Genomic DNA, 17,710 nt, shown 5'->3' on the forward strand with positions numbered 1-17,710 from the left:
CGCCGCAAGCCCGGAAATTTCCCCAAAATACGATCAGCCGTACCCGTAGCGACACGCACCCTCGAACAGCTGACAGAATTGGAAATGTGACAGATGGCATCCTGACGGCCGAGCAGATCCTCACGGCGGCCCAAGACGTCCTGCGCCGCTACGGCCCGGCCAAGGCGACGGTCGTGGACGTGGCGCGGGCACTCGGCGTCAGCCACGGCAGCGTCTACCGCCATTTCGCCAGCAAGACGGCCCTGCGCGAGGCCGTCACCCAGCGCTGGCTGGACGAGGCGCACTCCGGGCTGGCCGCCGTCGTGGCGAAGGACGGCCCGGCCGCCGAGCGGCTGCGCAACTGGCTGGCCACGCTGTTCGGGGCCAAGCGCCGGCGGGCGCTGGAGGACCCGGAGCTGTTCGCCACGTACGTGGTGCTGGTGCAGGAGGCCAGCGAGGTAATCAACCGGCACGTCGACGACCTGGTCGACCAGATCGAGCAGATCATCGCCGCCGGCGCCGAGCGGGGCGAGTTCTCCGCCCCCGACACCCGCCTGGCCGCGCGCGCCGTCTTCCACGCCACGGCCACCTTCCACAACCCCGCCCACGCCGCCGGCTGGAGCCGGCCGGGCATCGAGGACGACTTCGCCGCCCTGTGCGACCTCATCCTGCTCGGGCTGGAACCCCGCCAAGGGTGAAAATTCTTCACCCTGGTAACCGGAATTGTTTTCCTGAGTGATTCTCTTGTCTACCCGAGCAGGAGCCACCCTCTCGACGTGCGCGAACAGGGAGGTACACTCCATTCCGGAAGCACACAGTCGCTCTATGTAACGCAAGCATGACATTCTGGTGCCTTCGGCAAGGGCGGGTCCGCGCTACCTCCAGATGATCCCGGCCCTGAGAGAGCGCGGAGCCGGATATGGACCCACTTCATCTGACCACCAGCCGCAGCAACGGGACCGTGATCGTGAGCGTGTCCGGCGAGCTCGACATCGCCAACACCGAGCTGTTCCGCAGCCACCTGCTCGCCCTGCTGCAGGAGGCGGCCCGCTCGCGGCGCCCGGGCATGGGGCTGGTCATCGAGATGAGCCGCCTGTCCTTCATCGACGCCGCCGGGCTCGGCATCCTCGTCTCCGTACAGAACCAGGCCATGAGCCAGAGCACACCGCTGCACATCGCGGGCGTGCCGCCGGCCATGCGGCGGCTGCTCCGGATCACCGGCCTCGACCAGCACCTCACCTGATCCGGCGGGCCCGCCCTCCGCTCCCCGGTCGGGGGCGCCTGTAGGTTGTCACGCGTGCCAACGATTCAGGTTCCCGATGAGATACCTCTCAAGCTGGAAGACGGGTTCGAACGGATCAGGCGGGAGCTGAAGCTGCCCGGCGGTTTCCCCCGCGCCGTGCTCGACGAGGCCGCGTGGGTGGCCCGCGTGCCCCGGCTGGACGCCAAGGACATGTCCGACGTCCCGTTCGTGACCATCGACCCGCCCGGCTCGATGGACCTCGACCAGGCCGTGCACCTGGAGCGGCTGCGCGCCGGATACCGGGTCTGGTACGCCATCGCCGACGTCGGCGCGTTCGTCCGCCCGGGAGGCGTGATCGACGCCGAGGCCCGCAGCAGGGGCGAGACCGTCTACCTGCCGGCGGGCAAGGTGCCGCTGCACCCCACCGCGCTGTCGGAGGACGCGGCCAGCCTGCTGCCCGGCGCGCTGCGACCGGCCGCGGTGTGGCGGATCGACCTCGACTCCGACGGCCGCATGGTGGGCGCCGACGTGCAGCGCGCCCTCGTACGCAGCCGCGAGCGCTACGACTACGGCTACGTCCAGGCGGTCCTCGACACCGGCACCGCGGACGGCGTCCTGGAGCTGCTGGCCGAGATCGGCGAGCTCAGGCTCGCCCTCGAACGCGAGCGCGGCGGCGTCACCCTGCCCACGCCCGACCAGGAGGTGGTCCACACCGACGGCGGCTACCGGCTGGAGTTCCGGCTGCCGCTGCCCGCCGAGGCGTGGAACGCGCAGATCTCGCTGCTGACCGGCATGGCCGCGGCCACCATGATGCTCGACGCCGAGATCGGCATCCTGCGCGTGCTGCCCCGCCCGCAGCGCGGCGACCTGGCCAAGGTGCGCCGGGTGGCGCGGGCCCTGGACGTGCCGTGGCCGGAGGGGGCCGGCTACGGGGCCGTGGTGCACGACCTGGACCCGAAGGTGGGGCGGCAGGCGGCGTTCCTGCACGAGTCGAAGGTGCTGCTGCGCGGCGCGGGTTACGTGGCCTTCGACGGCGCGCCGCCCCGGCTGGCCGAGCATTCGGCGGTGGCGGCCCCGTACGCGCACGTCACGGCCCCGCTGCGGCGCCTGGTCGACCGCTACGCGACGGAGGTGTGCCTGGCGATCGCGGCCGGCGAGCCGGTGCCGTCCGACGTGCGGGCGGGGCTCGCGGCCCTGCCGGACCTCATGTCCGCCTCCGGGCGGCGGGCCGGGGCGGTGGAGCGGGCGTGCGTGGACCTGGTGGAGGCGTTCCTGCTGCGGGACCGGATCGGGCAGGCGTTCGAGGCGGTGGTGATCGACGTGGACGAGCGGCGCGGGGGCGGGCAGGTGCAGCTCGTGGATCCCGCCGTGATCGCCCGCTGCGACGGGCCCCTGCCCCTGGGCGAGCAGGTCACCGTACGGCTCTCCCGCGCCGACCCGGCCACCCGCGAGGTCCGCTTCACCCTGACCACCTGAACCCTGGCCACCTGAGCCCGCGGGCACACGGCCTCGCCACAGCCCCGCCCACGCGAGCCCCTGACCGCACGATCGCAGCGGCGGCACCTGGCCACGCGTCCTGCTCACCCGCACGATCGGAGCGGCGTCACCGCTTCGCGCGCATCCCGTCGCAGACGACCTCCGTCATCCGCACCGCCCCTCCCCTGGCCCGCGCCCTCCGCTCGGCCACCAGGCACCCCCGCAGCAGGTCGTGCGCGTCCTGCGTGACCAGGTCGCCGCGCACCGCTCCCACCCGCTGCGCCCGCGCCAGCAGCCGGCCCAGCGCGGCGGCGAAGTCGTCCTCCAGCGTGGAGCCCGGCCGCAGCGTCAGGCCCGAGCCGCTCTCCAGCATGTCGCACAGCGCCTGGTTGCCCGCCGCCTGCTCGACCACCTGCGTGAACCAGCCGAAGAACGCCCGGCCCGCGTCCTCGGCGGTGGCCAGCGCGCGGGCGTCGGCCACGAACCGCTCGATCCGCCCCAGCAGCACCGCCTCGAACAGCGCCTCCTTGGTCGGGAAGTGCCGGTAGACGGTCCCGACCCCGAACCCGGCCCGCCGGGCGATCTCGTCGAAGGAGATGGTCAGCCCGTCACTCGCCAGGGCCTCCTGCGCGATCTGCAGGACCCGCTCGCGGTTGCGGCGGGCGTCGGCGCGCAGCGGCCTGGCGGTGCTGTGATCGTCGCCCATGACCTCGACCTGCCTTCGGACAAACGGAGAGAGCTCTCCGATTCTATCGAGGAGAATCCCGGACATACACCCCGGAACGACGGCACCCGCCCCGTGGATTCGGAGCGGGTGCCGGTTGCCGTCACGTCCCACCAGACCGCAGGGTCACCAGACCGTGGGCTCACCAGGCCGTGGTCGAGCGGGCGCCCCGGAACGGTACGCCGACGCGCTTGAGCCGGATCCGCTCCTGCCGCGGCACCGGCTCCAGCTCCACCACGCGCGCCCCCTCCGGCACCTGCCGCAGGTCGTGCGTGATGAGCAGCGTCGTCCGCCCGGCCATGAGCCGCCGCAGCGGCTTCATCACCTGTGCGGCCGTCGCCTCGTCCAGCCCGGTCATGGGCTCGTCGAGCACCAGCACCGGCGTGTCACGCAGGATGGCCCTGGCGATCGCGATCCGCTGCCGCTGCCCGCCGGACAGGAGCCGGCCCCGCTGCCCCACCGGCGAGTCGTACCCCTGGGGCAGCAGCTTGACGAAGTCGTGCACCCCCGCCGCCTCGGCCGCCCTGATCACCTCGTCGAACGAGGCGTCCGGCCGGCCGTAGGCGATGTTGTCGCGCACCGATCCCGAGAACAGCATCGTCTCCTGGTACAGGATCGTGATGTTGTCGCGCACCGACTTCCGCGTCAGGCCCCGGAGATCGGCGCCGTCGAGCAGGATGCGCCCCCTGTCCGGGTCGTAGAAGCGCAGCAGCAGCTTGGCCAGCGTGGACTTGCCCGCCCCGCTGATCCCGGTGAGGACGACGACCTCGCCGGGCTCTGCGGTGAACGACACGTCCCGCAGCACCGGCCGCCCGCGCCCCGGATAGGCGAAGCCGACCCGCTCGAAGGCGATCCGGCCGTGGCTGCGACCCACCGGCACGGCGTCGGCGGCGTCGGTGACGGCGGGCCGGGCACTCAGGACCTCGATGACGCGGTCGGACCCGGCCGCCGCCTCCGCCACGTTCAGGGCCAGCTCACCCAGGCCCTGGACGGCCGGGTAGAGCAGGGCCAGGTACGCCGCGAAGGACAGCAGCCCGCCGAGCGTCAGCCGGCCCGCCGCGATCTCCCATGCCCCGAACCCGAGGATGACGATCAGGCACATGGTCTCGATGACCTGGACCGCGGGGCTGTAGAGGCCCGCCAGCCAGGCCTGCGCCATGTTGGCGCGCAGCCAGCCGCGGCCCTCCCTGTGCAGGCGCCGGGACTCGGCGTCCTGCCGGTTGTACGCCTGCACGAGCGGCTGGTTGGCCAGCCCCTCCTCCAGGACGCTGTTCATCGCCCCGTTGCTGGCCCGCTCGCGCGCCGCCGCCGACCTGAACCGGCCGGCGAAGACCTTCGAGACCACCAGGAACAGCGGGATCAGCGCCATCGTCACGAGCGCGAGGTCCCACCGGATGAAGAACGCCGCCCCCGCGAAGAAGACGACGCTGGCGGCCGTGGTGATCGCCCTGACCATTCCGGACCCGACGAGCTCCTCGATGGCCTCGATGTCGTCCGTCAGGCGGGCCATCAGGTCCCCCAGCCGCCGCTTCTCGGAGAAGTCCGGCGCGAGCGTCTGGAGGTGCGTGTACACCCGGTCGCGCAGGGCCAGCAGGAACCGTTCGGCACCCAGGGCGGTGGCGTACGCTCCCGCGAAGGCCATCCCCCCGGCGATCACCGCGAGCCCCAGCCAGATGAACGCGGGGACCCAGAAGGCCTCCAGGTTCCTGGTCGTGAGCACCTCGTCGGTGATGTGCCCGAACAGGCGGATCGCGGCGACCTCACAGAGCGCGGCCAGGATGGCGAACGCCACTCCGGCGGCGAATAGCCGGCGCAATCCGCGGGTGTCCGGCCAGAACTCGCGAAATGTCCGGCGAATGGAAATCGCCGGCGCCAGTTCACGGCCGGAGACGCTCAATGAGAGCCGGCGGCCGGGCCGCCGACTCTCATCAATGGGGCGCTCTAGCACCCCCACCACCTACGGCGGCCACAGCAGCTCCACCTCCGGTAGCAGCGGCGCCTACGACGGCATCCCCATCCTTGCTGGTATCCGGCCTGGGACAGTTGCGTGTTCGCCATGATTCCTCCCCCGTTGGCTGAACACTGACAAATCGGACGCTAGCACCCGAATTGCGATAAATCAGCAGATATTCGCCGATTTCAGAGAGACTTGACTGGTAAAACCCGAGCGGAAAGGCCATGACGGCGAATGCGTAAAGTCGCCGGAGGAGAAGTAAAACGACAGGGGGAGGTCAGGCCGAAGCAAAAGATGCTTCTGAGAAGTGGTTCTCAGAAGCATCTTCGCCCAGGGGACGACGGCTCAGGTCAGCGACGAATACGCCACCACCCCGCGCCGCATCGCGTCCACCGCCTTGCCCGCCGTCTGCTTGATCTTGCTCCCCGGCGGCGCCGCGTTGCCCAGCTGGCCCAGCAGGTCCATCAGCTGCTTGACCCACCGCACGAAGTCACCCGCCGCCAGCTCGTTGCCGTTGACGCCCTCCATCAGGACCGCGTCGAGGGTGTGCCCCTTCGTCCAGCGGAACGCCGCCCACGCGAACCCCAGATCCGGCTCCCTGATCGTGGACAGCCCGTGGTCGGACTCGATGCCCTCCAGCTCCCCCCACAGCCTGATCATGGCCGACAGGGCGTCCTGCGCCCGCCCGGCGGGGATCTTCGGCCGCCGCGTGTCGTCCGCCGCCCGCGACTCGAACACCAGCGCCGACACGCACGCCGCCAGCTCCGCCGGCTCCAGCTCCTCCCACAACCCCATGCGCAGGCACTCGGCCGTGAGCAGGTCCAGCTCGGTGTACAGCCGGCCCAGACGGCGCCCCTCATCGGTGACCGCCTCGCCGTCGAGGTAACCCAGCTGCTCCAGCACCGAGCAGATCCGGTCGAACGTCCGCGAGATCACATGCGAACGGCCCTCGACCCGGCGGCGCAGCCCCTCGGTCTCACGCAGCAGCTTGTAGTAGCGCTCGGCCCAGCGGGCGTGATCCTCACGCTCGTCGCACCCGTGGCACGGATGCTGGCGGATGCGCCGGCGCAGCTCGTTGACCTCGTCGTCCTCCACCGTGTGGTCACGCGCCCTGACCGGCTTGCCCAGATCCCGGTCACCCATCTTGGCCAGCAGCGTGGAGACGAGATTGGCACGCTCCTTCGGCGAGCGGCCGTTGAAGTTCTTCGGGATGCGCAGCTTCTCCAGCGGCTCCACCGGCACCGGGAAGTCGGCCGGATCGAGCTTCTTGACCTGCTTGCCGATCGTCAGCACCAGCGGGCTCGGCCCCGTGCCGCGCGGGTTGCGCCCCGGGTCCAGCACGATCGCCAGACCCGCCCGCCGCCCGCCCGGCACCCGGATGACATCACCCGGCTGCAACGCCTCCAGCGACCGCACCGCCGCCGCCCGGCGCGCGGCGCCGCGCTGGCGCGACAGCTCCGCCTCCCGGTCCGACAGGCGGCGCCGCAGCGCCGCGTATTCCGGGAAGTCCCCCAGGTGACACGTCATGGCCTCCTGGTAGCCCTCCAGCGCCTCCTCGTGCTTGCGCAGTTGCTTGGCCAGCCCCACGACCGCCCGATCAGCCTGGAACTGCGCGAACGACTCCTCCAGCAACGTCCTGGCGCGTTCCCGGCCGAACTGCCCGACCAGGTTGACCGCCATGTTGTACGACGGCTGGAAGCTCGACCGCAACGGATATGTCCGCGTGCCCGCCAGCCCCGCCACCGACAGCGGGTCCATGCCCGGCTGCCACAACACCACCGCGTGACCCTCGACGTCGATGCCCCGCCGCCCCGCCCGGCCGGTGAGCTGGGTGTACTCCCCCGGCGTCAGGTCGGCATGGGTCTCGCCGTTCCACTTGTCCAGCTTCTCGATCACCACGCTGCGGGCCGGCATGTTGATGCCCAGGGCCAGCGTCTCGGTGGCGAACACCGCCTTGACCAGCCCCCGCGTGAACAGCTCCTCCACGACCTCCTTGAACGCCGGCAACATGCCCGCGTGGTGCGCGGCCAGGCCCCGCTCCAGGCAGTCGCGCCACTCCAGGTAGCCCAGCACCGCCAGGTCCTCGTCGGGCAGGTGCGCGGTCCGCTCGTCCACGAGCTGCCTGATCTCGTGCCGCTCCCGGTCGCTGGTCAGCCGGATCCCGGCGTTGAGACACTGCTGGACCGCCGCGTCGCAGCCGGCTCGGGAGAAGATGAACGTGATCGCCGGCAGCAGCCCCTCGGAATCGAGCTTCTCGATCACCTGCACGCGGTCCGGCGGGCGCGAGCGCTGCGGCCGGCCGTAACCGCGCCGGCCCCGCCCCTGCATCAGCCGCTCGGCGTCCCGCGTGACCCGCATCAGCGTCGGGTTGATGCGCGGCGTCAGGTCGTCGGCCATGAACATGTCGTAGACCAGGTTGCCCACCATCATGTGCTGCCACAGCGGCACCGGGCGGTGCTCGTCGACGATCACCGTCGTGTCGCCGCGCACGTCGCCCAGCCACTCGCCGAACTCCTCGGCGTTGCTGACCGTCGCCGACAGCGCCACCAGCCGGACCGACTCGGGCAGGTGGATGATGACCTCTTCCCACACCGCGCCACGGAAGCGGTCGGCCAGGTAGTGGACCTCGTCCATCACGGCGAACCCGAGCCCGGCCAGCGTGGCCGAGCCCGCGTAGAGCATGTTGCGCAGCACCTCGGTGGTCATGACCACGATCGGGGCCTCGCCGTTGACGCTGTTGTCGCCCGTCAGCAGGCCGACCTTGGCGGTGCCGTAGCGCTTGACCAGGTCGTTGTACTTCTGGTTGGACAGCGCCTTGATGGGGGTGGTGTAGAAGCACTTGCGTCCCTGCTCCAGAGCGAGGTGGACGGCGAACTCGCCGACGACCGTCTTGCCCGACCCCGTCGGCGCCGCCACCAGGACGCCGTCACCGGCCTCCAAGGCCCGGCAGGCGTCCAGCTGGAAGTCGTCCAGCTCGAAGTCGTAGAGACCTCGGAACGATCTGAGAGCGGCCCCGTCGTCCCCGTGCTTCTGACGGAAGGCCGCGTAGCGTTCCGCTGGCGTTGTCATACCCGTCAGCCTACCGAAATCGCCATTCCGGTCCGTCCCGCCCATTCCGGCTTCGCCGCGGGGTTTTCGGCGCTCGGCGCGTGGGGGACGCCGAGCGGGCGCCTTTACATTGTAGATTTCAAACGATGACGCGCAGCGCTCCCGGCCGTACCTCGCAGTCCAGCGGCACCGCGCCGATGCGCTCGCCGTCGGCGTAGGCCACCACGTCGGCCGCCTCCACCCGCACGGTGCGCGCCCGCCGCACCGACACCGCCGGATGGGTCACGTGCGTCCCCCGGTAGACGCTGGGGAACACGCGCAGGAACTCGCCCTTGGACACGGCCTCCAGGATCATCACGTCCAGCAGCCCGTCGTCGGGGCTGGCGTCGGGGCAGACCCGCATCCCGGCGCCGTACGAGCGGGTGTTGGCCACCGCCACCAGCATGGCCTCCCGCTCGATCACCTGCTTCTCGTCGAGCGTCACCCGGAACGGGATCGGCCGGAACGAGCGCAGCTCCTGCGCCATCGCCACCAGGTAACGGGCCATGCCCGGCGGCCGGGTGAGCCGGTTGGCCCGCTCGTTGACCCGCGAGTCGAAGCCGCAGCACACCACCCCGGCGAACAGCTCCTCGACCGTGCCCGCGCGGATGCGCGCGGCGTCCACCAGCCGGGTCTTCATGCGCAGCACGGTCCTGGCGGCTGCGACGGGGTCCTTGCGGGGCAGGCCGAGCGCGGCCGCGATGTCGTTGCCGGTCCCGGCGGGGATGATGCCGAGCGGCACGTCGGTGCCGGCCACGGCCTGGACGGCCAGGTGCACCAGCCCGTCGCCGCCGAAGGCGACGAGCGCGTCGGGGCGCTCGGAGACGGCGGTGCAGGCGCGTTCCAGGGCGTCGGCGGCGTCGTCACCGACGATCACCGACAGTTCGGCCCCTCCGGCGCGCAGCCGGCGCGCCACGGGCTCGAGCAGGCGCAGCGTACGCCCGCCGCGGGCGGCGGGGTTGACGAGCAGGGCGAGTTGTGGGGACACGCCCGGAACCTATCGCCTACGGGACGGATCCGGAATGCCCTTTACCGCTTGTCCGTGCCGGGCGGGTCCTCCTCGAGAGGCGTGGCGTCGCCTACAGGCGTGACATCGCCCACGGGCGTGCCGTCGTCGAGCGGCGAGTCGTCCTCGACCAGCGGGGATGCCTCGTCGTCGGACAGGTGGGAGAAGTCCTCCGTGGCGGGCCTGCGCCTTTCGCGCAGGAACATGACGCCCTCGGCCACGAAGTAGAGCACGATCATGGGCATGGCCAGCGCCATCATCGTCAGCGGGTCACCGCCCGGCGTGATGATCGCGCCGAAGATGAACATGACGAAGATCACGGTACGGCGGTGCTTCTTGACCGTGGCGTGGGACAGGACGCCGATGATGTTCAGGAACACCAGCAGCAGCGGCAACTCGAACGAGATCCCGAAGATCACCAGCATGATGAGCACGTAGCTGACGTACTCGTCGATCTGGATGGCCGCGACGGAGTCGGTCGGCGCGAACCCCAGCAGGATCGCCAGGCTGGTGTCCATGATGAAGTACGCCAGCGCGGCACCGAGCAGGAACAGCGGGACCGCGAGCCCGAGGAAGGTGATGGAGTAACGCTTCTCGTTGCGGTAGAGCGCGGGCGTCACGAACGCCCAGAGCTGGTAGAGCCAGACCGGTGAGGACACGACGATGCCGACCATCGCCGAGACCTTCAGCGTCAGGAAGAACGACTGGAAGATGCCGCCGAAGATGAGCGTGCACTCGCCGGGGCGGAGCTGACCGGCCTGCGGCGTCTCGCAGAACGGCTCCTTGATGAACGCCCACACCGGATCGAAGACGATGAAGCCCACGACGATGCCGACGATCATGGCGGCCAGCGCGACGAGCAGGCGGTTGCGCAGCTCCCGCAGATGCTCCATCAAAGGCATGCGACCCTCGGGGTCGGTTGCCGAAGTGCTCGACCGTTTGAGCAGCGCCATCTAGCAGTCCAGGTGACGAGGAGGGACGGGGATCAGGCGTGCTTGTCGGCCTGCGTGGCGGCGCCGGCGCGCAGCCTGGCGGCCTGCTCCTCGAGCTGACGGGCCTGCTCCTCGGCCGAGAGGGCCGGAGCGGGGGCGGCCTGGATCGGCTGCGGCTGCACGGGCTGCGGCTGCGGCTGCGGCTGAGCCGGGGCCTGCGCCTGGGCCTGGACGGTGTGCTGCACGTCGTCGTCGTCATCGTCGCGGAGCTTGGCGGTCTCCGACTTGAAGATGCGCAGCGAACGGCCGACGCCCCTGGCCATGTCGGGCAGCTTCTTCGCACCGAACAGCAGCACGAGCGCCAGAAGGATGATCAGGAGTTCAGGAACTCCGAGGTTCGGCATGAAACGCCCTTTCTAGCGAGTTGCCTGTTTCAGCCACGATCGTACGCTGCCTTGGGCGTTGTCTCATCCCCCTGGCCCGCCAATCTGGCCCGCCTCGGCTCCAGCTCGGCCGTCGCCTCGGCGATTTCCCTCTTCAGAGTACGTGCCGCGACGACGACGCGGGCACCGGCGACCCCGAGCACGGCCAGCCCGGCCACGCCCAGCCCGGCGGACAGGTAGATCCAGGTCATGACCGGTGAGCGTACAGGGCCAGGGCGCGCTCGGCCTCCTGGCGTACGGTCTCGGCCATGTCGGGCGGCGAGACGACCCGGCCGGTGTCGCCCAGGCGCAGCGCCAGCTTGAGTATCCAGTCCTCGTCGCGCGCCCGCAGCGCCACCCGCAGCCGCCCCTCGCCCAGCTCGGTGACCTGCTCGCACGGGTAGTACTCGGCCACCCACCGCCCGGCGGCGCTCAGCTCCAGCTCGATCAGCTCGTCGGTCGGGGAGGGCCGGAAGACGCCCCGGGTGACGTCGATGGGCTCGGCCTCGTCCGGCGGGTCGGCGGGCACGTCGAGCACGTCGACCCCGAGCACCCGGTCGAGCCGGAACAGCCGCATCGCCTCGGCCCGGTAGCACCATCCCTCCAGGTAGGCGCGGCCGTCCACGACCACCACCCGCATGGGGTCCACCTCGCGCGGCGTCACCTCGTCGCGGCCGGGCACGTAGTAGCGCAGCGACAGCCGGCGGCCCTTGGTGAGCCCCTCGCGCACGCGCGGCAGGGCGTCGGGAGCGGCGTCGACGTCCACGGCGACCTGGCTGCTCACGGTGGCGGCGCCCTCGCCGGCCGCCCGCTCCAGCTTGGCCATGACGCGCGGCAGCGCGTCGCCCCGCACCTCCGCCAGCTCCGGCGTGGCCGCCAGCATGCGCAGCGCGACCAGCAGCGCGCTGGCCTCGTCGATGCCGAGCCGCAGCGGCCTGGCGATGGTGTCGGCGTTGTCGATGAGGATCTCGCCGCCGTCCCAGGACACGTCGATGAGGTCGCCGGGGGTGTGCCCGGGCAGCCCGCACATCCACACGAGCTGCAGGTCGTCGATGAGCTGCTTCTCGCTCAGCCCGAACACCGCGGCCACCTCGCCGACCTGCGCCCCGGGATGGGACATCAGGTACGGCACCAGCGCCAGCAACCTCGGCAGCCTGTCCGCCGAACCGCTCATGCCCCCTCCTCCGCCGCCCGCACGAGCGGACCTCTGCCGTGCCCGATGGTTCGCCCGCTCACGCCATGGCCCCCTTCAGCCTGCGGATGACGGCCTCGCGGGCATCCGGCGGCTCGACCACCTCGACGTCGGCGCCGAGGCTGGCCATCCAGCCGGCCAGCCGCTCGGGGTCGGAGAAGGTCAGCTCGGCCTCGTCCCACCCGTCGGCGCCGGGGTGTACGGCCCTGGACAGCTGGCGCAGCCCCTCGCACGCCCCCTGGCGCACGCGGACGACGGCCACCCGCTCCTCCATCGGCTCGTCGGGGAAGCCCACCATTGCCCGCAGGTCGACGCCCTCGGGCACCTCGACCGCGCCCGGCCGGCCGAGCGTGGCGACCTGCCCGGTGATGCGGCTGAGCCGGAAGGCGCGGGGGGCGTCCCTGTCGCGGTCGAACCCGGCCAGGTACCAGCGGCCGCGCCGGCTGACCACGCCCCACGGCTCGACGGTGCGGCTGCGCACGGTCTCGCTGCCCGCGCCGCGGTAGTCGAAGCGCACCACGCGCCGGTCGCGCACGGCGTCCCACAGCGCGGGGAAGGCCGGGTCGCGGGTGTCCACCCGCAGCTCCAGCGCCCCGGTGCCGACGGGCTGGTCGGTGGAGACCCCGCCGGCCCGCAGCTTCAGCAGCGCGCCGGAGGCGGCCTCGGCCAGGCTGGCGCGCTGCCACACCTGGGCGGCCAGGCCCAGCACGGCGGCCTCGTCGGGCTCCAGGGTGATCTCGGGCAGCTCGTACGACTGCCGCTCGATCCGGTAGCCCGGCTCGTCCTCCCACGGGTCGCGCACCACGTCGATCGGGATCCCGATCTCGCGCAGCTCGTTCTTGTCCCGCTCGAACATGCGCTGGAACGCCTCGTCGCCATCGCGGTCGTATCCGGGGACGGCCTGGCGGATCTGCTCGGCCGACAGCGGGCGCCGGGTGGCGAGCAGGCAGATCACCAGATTGAGCAACCGTTCTGTCTTCCGGCGCGACATCTGCCTCACTCCTCCTTCATCGACGCTACCCTGCCCCCGTGATCAGATGGCGCAAGGGCGAGGTCCTACGGATCCGACGCGAGTGGCCGGGAGCGGTGGAGCTGGACGTCGCCGTCCCCGAGGGGGAGTGCCGGGCGCTGGCGTATCCGCCGTTGGTCGGGCGCCCGGAACCCGGCGACGAGGTGCTGCTCAACACGACCGCGCTCGCGATGGGTCTCGGTACGGGAGGTTACGCCATGGTGGTGGCCGTCCCGAACCGTTTGCCGCAAGATCCGCAGGGACCGGGGCACCTGGTGAAGGCCAGGTACACCCCGCTGCAGGCCACGGTGCTGGGCGCCGACGAGCAGGATTCCCCGTATCATGCCAGGTTGCGCGAGGCGGACTCGCTGGACGGCATGCCCGTGGTGGTCGCCGACCTGCACTCGGCGCTGGCCCCGATCCTGTGCGGGCTGTACGCCGACCGGCCCGGCGTGCGGGTGGCGTACGTGATGCTGGACGGCGGGGCGCTGCCGGTGTGGTTCTCGATGGCGGCGGCCCGGCTGCGGGAGATCGGCTGGCTGGCGGGCGTGGTGACGGTGGGCCAGTCGTTCGGCGGCGACGTCGAGGCGGTCACCGCCCACACCGGGCTGCTGGCGGCCAGGCACGTGCTGGAGGCCGACGTGGCGATCGTCACGCAGGGGCCGGGCAACCTGGGCACGGGCACCCGGTGGGGCTTCTCGGGGGTGTCGGCCGGCGAGGCGGTGAACGCGGCGGGCGTGCTGCTGGGGCGGCCGGTGGCGGCGCTGCGGGTCAGCGAGGGTGACCGGCGCGAGCGCCACTACGGCGTCTCGCACCACTCGCTGACGGCCTACGGCCGGGTCGCGCTGTCACCGGCCGACGTGCCGGTGCCGGAGCTGCCGGGCGAGTTCGGGGAGCGGGTCAGGGACCAGGCCGAGCTGCTGGCCGTACGCCACCGGCTGGTCTCCGTCCCGGTGGACGGCCTGCACGAGGCGCTGCGGGAGTCCCCGGTGCGGCTGTCGACGATGGGCAGGGGGCTGGAGGAGGACCTGCCCTACTTCCTGGCCTCGGCCGCGGCGGGCAGGCTGACGGCCTCGCTGCTGTCGTAGAAGTCCTTGAACGTGAACGCCTCGGGGCTCGGCCCCTCGGTCCTGAGGCGTTCCAGCCGCTGCATCGCCTCGGCCAGCGACGGGATGTACCCCTCGGGGATCCACCACATCACCATGTACGGCTCCGCCATGCGCAGGAACCACTCCCTGCGCCGGCGCAGCACGCCCAGGTGCGGGCTGCGGTAGACGTAGTTCCACAGCGACTCCTGCGACTCCCACACCGAGAAGTTGACCAGCAGGTAGTCGCCGTAGTCGTGGACGACGGTCGCGGTGGGGTCGGCCTCGCTCTCCTTCAGCCGCCACACGAACCCGGGCGCCTCGTCGGCGAGGGTGTTGATGGGCTCGAGCAGGGCGACGAACTCGGCCAGCTCGTCGGAGTCGATGGGCGCGCGCAAGTGGGCGATGTTGAGTTCGGCGATGTGCATGACGCTCAGCACACCATCCCCCGGCCTTCTATGTCAATCATTATTTGTTTTAGAAAGGGTGACACAGCACTCCCCCGGCCGCGGATCCAGCGCCGCCCGGCCCGGATCGTCACCGAGCCCCTCCAGCAGCCCCTGGCACAGGGCCAGGTTCATGGAGCACACCAGCAGCGGCTGCTCCTCGGCCAGCACGTGGAAGGGGCAGTTGCGCAGCCGCAGCGTGCCCTCCTCGGCGTACGGCTCGTAGCCGCGCTCGCTCAGCACCCGCTCCACCGGCTCGCCGCGGTGCTTCCTGGCGATCCTGGCGCCCGCGCCGCGCGCCACCTCCTCGGCCCGCTCCTCGGCGCCGAGCAGGTCCACCACGTCGGCCAGAACGGAGGCGAGGGTGGCGTAGTCGCGCGGCGGCAGGCTCACCGACCGCTCTCCCGTGGCCCGGCGGTAGACCTTGGCGGGCCGGCCGCTGCCCGGCCCCTTGCGCTCCTGCTGCCGGAAGCCGCTCTCCAGCAGCCCGGCCTCGACGAGCTTGTCGAGGTGGTGCCCGGCCAGCGTCCTGGACACGCCCGCCGCCTCGGCGGCCTCCCCGCGGCCCACGTCGCCGCCCCTCGATGCGACGACGTCGTACAGGCTGCGGCGGACGGGGTCGTGCAACAGGGCCAGCGCCTCGAGGTCGTCGCTACTCACAGCGGGAGTCTATGAAAGCTCGCGCCCGGCGTGCTCATCGGCGCGAGAGCGGCCGGGCTCGACCGAGCCGCCGCCGTCCGCTCAGTAGGCGGCGATGACGTCCACGACGAAGACCAGGGTGTCGGAGCCCTTGATGCCGTACGCGGGGTGACCGCCGGGGCCGTACCCGTACGCGGGCGGGACGATCATCAGGACGCGGCTGCCGACGGGCACGCCGACCAGCGCCTTGTCCCAGGCCTTGATCACGCTGCCGTCGCCGAGCTTGAACGCCTTGGGCCGGCCCGTCGTCCAGGTCGCGTCGAAGACGCGGCGGCGGCTCCAGAGGGCGCCCTCGTACTGGGTGACCACGAGCTGCCCGGCCTGTGTCCTGCGGCCGCTCCCCTTGGCCAGCACCTTCGCCGTGAAGCGGGCGGGCGGCGGGGTGGCGGGGACGGCCAGGGCGGGCCGGGCGCCGCCGCCGACGCGCACTCCGGCGAGCGTCCCGCCGGCCGCCTTCACCGAGACGCCCTTGTGGTGGGCGCCGAGGATGTCGACGACGTAGAACAGCTCCTCTTCGGTGCCGATGCCCTGCGGCGGGTTGGCGCCGAACCCGTCCTCGGGCGGGATGGCGGCGATGACCCGGCTGCCCACCCTGCGGCCCCGCAGGGCCCGTTCCAGCCCGGGCAGCAGCTCCCCCACGGGGAACGCGGCCGGGGTGCCCCGGTTGAAGCTGGAGTCGACCAGGCGGTTGTCCCTGCCGTCCCACACGTGCGCGGTGTACTGGACGATGGCGACGTCGTCGGTGGCCAGCCGCTCGCCCTTGCCCGCGGCCAGCTCGTCCACCTGCAGCCCGGCCGCCGGCTTGCCGTCGGGGAAGACGATCGTCGGCCGGGCGCCGAACGAGCCGCCCACCTTCAGGTCCAGCGCCCCGGCGGGCTCCCCCGTACAGCCGGTCACCAGCAGGGGCGCCAGCAGCAGGGCCACCGAGAGCGGGGCCACGGACGGCGGGCGCGGCAGCGGAAGCGCGGTGGCACGGCGGCGGCGCATCGGCCCTCCCAACGCGAAGCGGCCCGGCGGCACCGCGCCGCCGGGCTCGCGATGCTACCGCGTCACAAGATCGCGCGTCAGCAAGCGCTCAGGACGCCCGCGCACGACCGGCCCAGCAGCCGCCCGAGCCGGACGCCCGCACTCACGACGGGCGCCCGTGCCTGGGCCGGATGCCTGCGATCGGGCCTGTGAGCGCCCGGGACGGACCCGGGCGACCGGCCCGGGTCGGTCTCTCGGCGCCCCGGGTCGGTCAGGCGCCCAGGGGTCAGTAGGCGCCCAGGACGTCCACCACGAACACCAGCGTGCTCTTGGCGGGGATGCCCTGCTGCTCCTGGTCGCCGTAGCCGAGGTCCGGCGGGATGCTCATCACGACGCGGCTGCCGACGGGCACCCCGGCCAGGCCCTTCTGCCAGCCCTGGATCACCTGCCCGAGCGGGAACTCGGCCGGCTGGCCCCGCTCCCAGCTCGAGTCGAACTGCTTGTCGGTGCCCCAGATCTTGCCCGTGTAGTGGACGCTGAGGGTCTGGTTGGCCTGCACCTTCGCGCCGGTGCCCTGGATGATCGTCTTGACGACGAGCTCCTTGGGCGCCTTCTCGTCGGTCTTCGTGGTCAGCGTCGGGGCCTTCTCCCCGCCCGGGTTCTCCACCTTGACGCCCTTGATGGACTCGCCGACCTCCTTGCCGGTGGCGGCCTTCAGCGCCGGCGGCTGGGTGCCGACGACGTCGAACACGAACACCTTGGTGGGCTCGGCCGGCGCGGTCTGCTGCTGGGGGACGGAGTCGTTGGCCAGCACCGCCAGCAGCCGGCCGCCGTGCTTGACCTTGGTGAAGCCCTCCTGCAGCACCTGCGGGAGCTGCTCGTTGACCGCGATCGTCTCCGGCGCCTTGGTGTCGTAGGAGGAGCCGGCGGCGGCGTTGCCCTTGCCGTCCCAGTTGTAGACGGTCAGGTTGACGATCACCCGGTCACCGGCCTTGACACCGGTGCCGGTGCCCGGCTGGATCACCTCGTAGGACGACTTCGTCGCGGGCGAGCCGGACGGGAAGGTCACCGTGGGCTTGGCGCCCACGGTGCCGGTGACCTTGAGCCCGGAGGACCCGCTGGTCGCTCCGCCGGTCGTGGCGCTGGTGCCGGCGCCGTCGTCGGAGCCGCACGCGGCGGCGAACAAGATCAATGGCACGGCGGCCAGTACGGCCAGAGCGCGGCGCATGGGTTTCCCTCGGAAAGACGTCAGATTCGCGTCACCCTACCCGACTTCCCGGTAGGGCCGGGGTAAACGGAACCCCACGTCCAGGCCGCGAACCCGGCCCGCGAGGAAGCCGCCCACCCGCCAGGCCCGCGTCCGCGCCCGGGAACAGGCCGCCCACCCGCCCGGCTCACGCCCGCGAACAGACCGCCCGCCCACCGCGTGTCCGGGCCTGCCAACAGACCGGCTGCCCGCCCACGCGTGTCCGGACCCGCGAACAGCCCAG

The 17,710-nt window shown here is 71.8% G+C and carries 17 protein-coding genes; 4 read left to right on the plus strand and 13 right to left on the minus strand.

What is annotated here, in order from left to right; translation table 11 throughout:
• Positions 1-86 precede the first annotated feature (86 nt).
• From ACBJ59_RS32130 to ACBJ59_RS32140, 3 genes are all read left to right on the plus strand, one after another.
• Complete coding sequence (locus ACBJ59_RS32130; RefSeq protein ID WP_375113962.1) at positions 87-677, plus strand: TetR family transcriptional regulator; 591 nt, start codon at positions 87-89, stop codon at positions 675-677.
• Between the two features lie 221 nt (positions 678-898).
• Positions 899-1,222, plus strand: a complete 324-nt coding sequence (locus ACBJ59_RS32135) for an STAS domain-containing protein (protein ID WP_375113963.1) — start codon at positions 899-901, stop codon at positions 1,220-1,222.
• Positions 1,223-1,276: 54 nt separating this feature from the next.
• Positions 1,277-2,698, plus strand: a complete 1,422-nt coding sequence (locus ACBJ59_RS32140; protein WP_375113964.1) for an RNB domain-containing ribonuclease — start codon at positions 1,277-1,279, stop codon at positions 2,696-2,698.
• Positions 2,699-2,825: 127 nt separating this feature from the next.
• Here ACBJ59_RS32140 and ACBJ59_RS32145 read toward each other — a convergent pair whose 3' ends face one another.
• The 9 genes from ACBJ59_RS32145 to ACBJ59_RS32185 all read right to left on the minus strand — a co-directional run bounded on the left by ACBJ59_RS32145 (position 2,826) and on the right by ACBJ59_RS32185 (position 13,006).
• Positions 2,826-3,404, minus strand: a complete 579-nt coding sequence (locus ACBJ59_RS32145; RefSeq protein ID WP_375113965.1) for a TetR/AcrR family transcriptional regulator — start codon at positions 3,402-3,404, stop codon at positions 2,826-2,828.
• Positions 3,405-3,564: 160 nt separating this feature from the next.
• Entirely contained in the window at positions 3,565-5,214 is a 1,650-nt protein-coding gene (locus ACBJ59_RS32150) for an ABC transporter ATP-binding protein (RefSeq protein ID WP_375113966.1), read from the minus strand.
• Between the two features lie 507 nt (positions 5,215-5,721).
• Positions 5,722-8,445 (minus strand): DEAD/DEAH box helicase, encoded by a 2,724-nt coding sequence (locus ACBJ59_RS32155; protein WP_375113967.1) that lies wholly within the window; start codon positions 8,443-8,445, stop codon positions 5,722-5,724.
• A gap of 118 nt (positions 8,446-8,563) precedes the next feature.
• The gene (locus ACBJ59_RS32160; protein ID WP_375113968.1) at positions 8,564-9,451 is read right to left on the minus strand and encodes a diacylglycerol/lipid kinase family protein; all 888 of its coding nucleotides are present in this window, start codon (positions 9,449-9,451) and stop codon (positions 8,564-8,566) included.
• Between the two features lie 41 nt (positions 9,452-9,492).
• Positions 9,493-10,362 (minus strand): twin-arginine translocase subunit TatC, encoded by an 870-nt coding sequence (tatC, locus tag ACBJ59_RS32165; protein ID WP_375113969.1) that lies wholly within the window; start codon positions 10,360-10,362, stop codon positions 9,493-9,495.
• Positions 10,363-10,454: 92 nt separating this feature from the next.
• Complete coding sequence (gene tatA / locus ACBJ59_RS32170) at positions 10,455-10,805, minus strand: Sec-independent protein translocase subunit TatA (RefSeq protein WP_375113970.1); 351 nt, start codon at positions 10,803-10,805, stop codon at positions 10,455-10,457.
• Between the two features lie 29 nt (positions 10,806-10,834).
• A complete protein-coding gene (locus tag ACBJ59_RS32175) occupies positions 10,835-11,035 on the minus strand; it encodes a hypothetical protein (protein WP_375113971.1) in 201 nt (66 codons plus the stop codon).
• Positions 11,032-11,997 carry a WYL domain-containing protein gene (locus tag ACBJ59_RS32180; RefSeq protein ID WP_364131536.1) on the minus strand — a complete coding sequence of 322 codons (966 nt, stop codon included), beginning with the start codon at positions 11,995-11,997 and terminating at the stop codon, positions 11,032-11,034. Before ACBJ59_RS32180 ends, ACBJ59_RS32175 begins: the two co-directional genes overlap by 4 nt.
• 58 nt (positions 11,998-12,055) lie before the next feature.
• On the minus strand, positions 12,056-13,006 hold the full coding sequence (locus ACBJ59_RS32185; RefSeq protein ID WP_375113972.1) for a helix-turn-helix transcriptional regulator: 951 nt from the start codon (positions 13,004-13,006) through the stop codon (positions 12,056-12,058).
• Positions 13,007-13,044: 38 nt separating this feature from the next.
• Here ACBJ59_RS32185 and ACBJ59_RS32190 point away from each other — a divergent pair, with 38 nt between their 5' ends.
• Positions 13,045-14,112, plus strand: coding sequence for a DUF3866 family protein (locus tag ACBJ59_RS32190; RefSeq protein WP_375113973.1), 1,068 nt, complete (start codon positions 13,045-13,047; stop codon positions 14,110-14,112).
• Here the strand turns inward: ACBJ59_RS32190 and ACBJ59_RS32195 are convergent.
• The 4 genes from ACBJ59_RS32195 to ACBJ59_RS32210 all read right to left on the minus strand — a co-directional run bounded on the left by ACBJ59_RS32195 (position 14,058) and on the right by ACBJ59_RS32210 (position 17,448).
• Positions 14,058-14,537 carry a DUF3291 domain-containing protein gene (locus tag ACBJ59_RS32195; protein WP_375113974.1) on the minus strand — a complete coding sequence of 160 codons (480 nt, stop codon included), beginning with the start codon at positions 14,535-14,537 and terminating at the stop codon, positions 14,058-14,060. The two genes, ACBJ59_RS32190 and ACBJ59_RS32195, sit on opposite strands and share 55 nt — an antisense overlap.
• 33 nt (positions 14,538-14,570) lie before the next feature.
• Positions 14,571-15,215, minus strand: a complete 645-nt coding sequence (locus tag ACBJ59_RS32200) for a helix-turn-helix transcriptional regulator (RefSeq protein WP_375113975.1) — start codon at positions 15,213-15,215, stop codon at positions 14,571-14,573.
• Between the two features lie 81 nt (positions 15,216-15,296).
• Positions 15,297-16,241 carry an FKBP-type peptidyl-prolyl cis-trans isomerase gene (locus ACBJ59_RS32205; RefSeq protein WP_375113976.1) on the minus strand — a complete coding sequence of 315 codons (945 nt, stop codon included), beginning with the start codon at positions 16,239-16,241 and terminating at the stop codon, positions 15,297-15,299.
• A 265-nt stretch (positions 16,242-16,506) separates the two neighbouring features.
• Positions 16,507-17,448, minus strand: coding sequence for an FKBP-type peptidyl-prolyl cis-trans isomerase (locus ACBJ59_RS32210; RefSeq protein ID WP_375113977.1), 942 nt, complete (start codon positions 17,446-17,448; stop codon positions 16,507-16,509).
• Positions 17,449-17,710: the final 262 nt, after the last annotated feature.

Origin of the sequence: Nonomuraea sp. MTCD27 (genome assembly GCF_041950495.1) — a bacterium.
GTDB lineage: Bacteria > Actinomycetota > Actinomycetes > Streptosporangiales > Streptosporangiaceae > Nonomuraea.

Bases quoted from the DNA above. Each gene is read 5' to 3' on its own strand.
- ACBJ59_RS32135 (WP_375113963.1), top strand. From the start codon at position 899: ATGGACCCACTTCATCTGACCACCAGCCGCAGCAACGGGACCGTGATC.
- ACBJ59_RS32145 (WP_375113965.1), bottom strand. From the start codon at position 3,404: ATGGGCGACGATCACAGCACCGCCAGGCCGCTGCGCGCCGACGCCCGC.
- ACBJ59_RS32155 (WP_375113967.1), bottom strand. From the start codon at position 8,445: ATGACAACGCCAGCGGAACGCTACGCGGCCTTCCGTCAGAAGCACGGG.
- tatC (WP_375113969.1), bottom strand. From the start codon at position 10,362: ATGGAGCATCTGCGGGAGCTGCGCAACCGCCTGCTCGTCGCGCTGGCC.
- tatA (WP_375113970.1), bottom strand. From the start codon at position 10,805: ATGCCGAACCTCGGAGTTCCTGAACTCCTGATCATCCTTCTGGCGCTC.
- ACBJ59_RS32175 (WP_375113971.1), bottom strand. From the start codon at position 11,035: ATGACCTGGATCTACCTGTCCGCCGGGCTGGGCGTGGCCGGGCTGGCC.
- ACBJ59_RS32180 (WP_364131536.1), bottom strand. From the start codon at position 11,997: ATGAGCGGTTCGGCGGACAGGCTGCCGAGGTTGCTGGCGCTGGTGCCG.
- ACBJ59_RS32185 (WP_375113972.1), bottom strand. From the start codon at position 13,006: ATGTCGCGCCGGAAGACAGAACGGTTGCTCAATCTGGTGATCTGCCTG.
- ACBJ59_RS32195 (WP_375113974.1), bottom strand. From the start codon at position 14,537: ATGCACATCGCCGAACTCAACATCGCCCACTTGCGCGCGCCCATCGAC.
- ACBJ59_RS32205 (WP_375113976.1), bottom strand. From the start codon at position 16,241: ATGCGCCGCCGCCGTGCCACCGCGCTTCCGCTGCCGCGCCCGCCGTCC.
- ACBJ59_RS32210 (WP_375113977.1), bottom strand. From the start codon at position 17,448: ATGCGCCGCGCTCTGGCCGTACTGGCCGCCGTGCCATTGATCTTGTTC.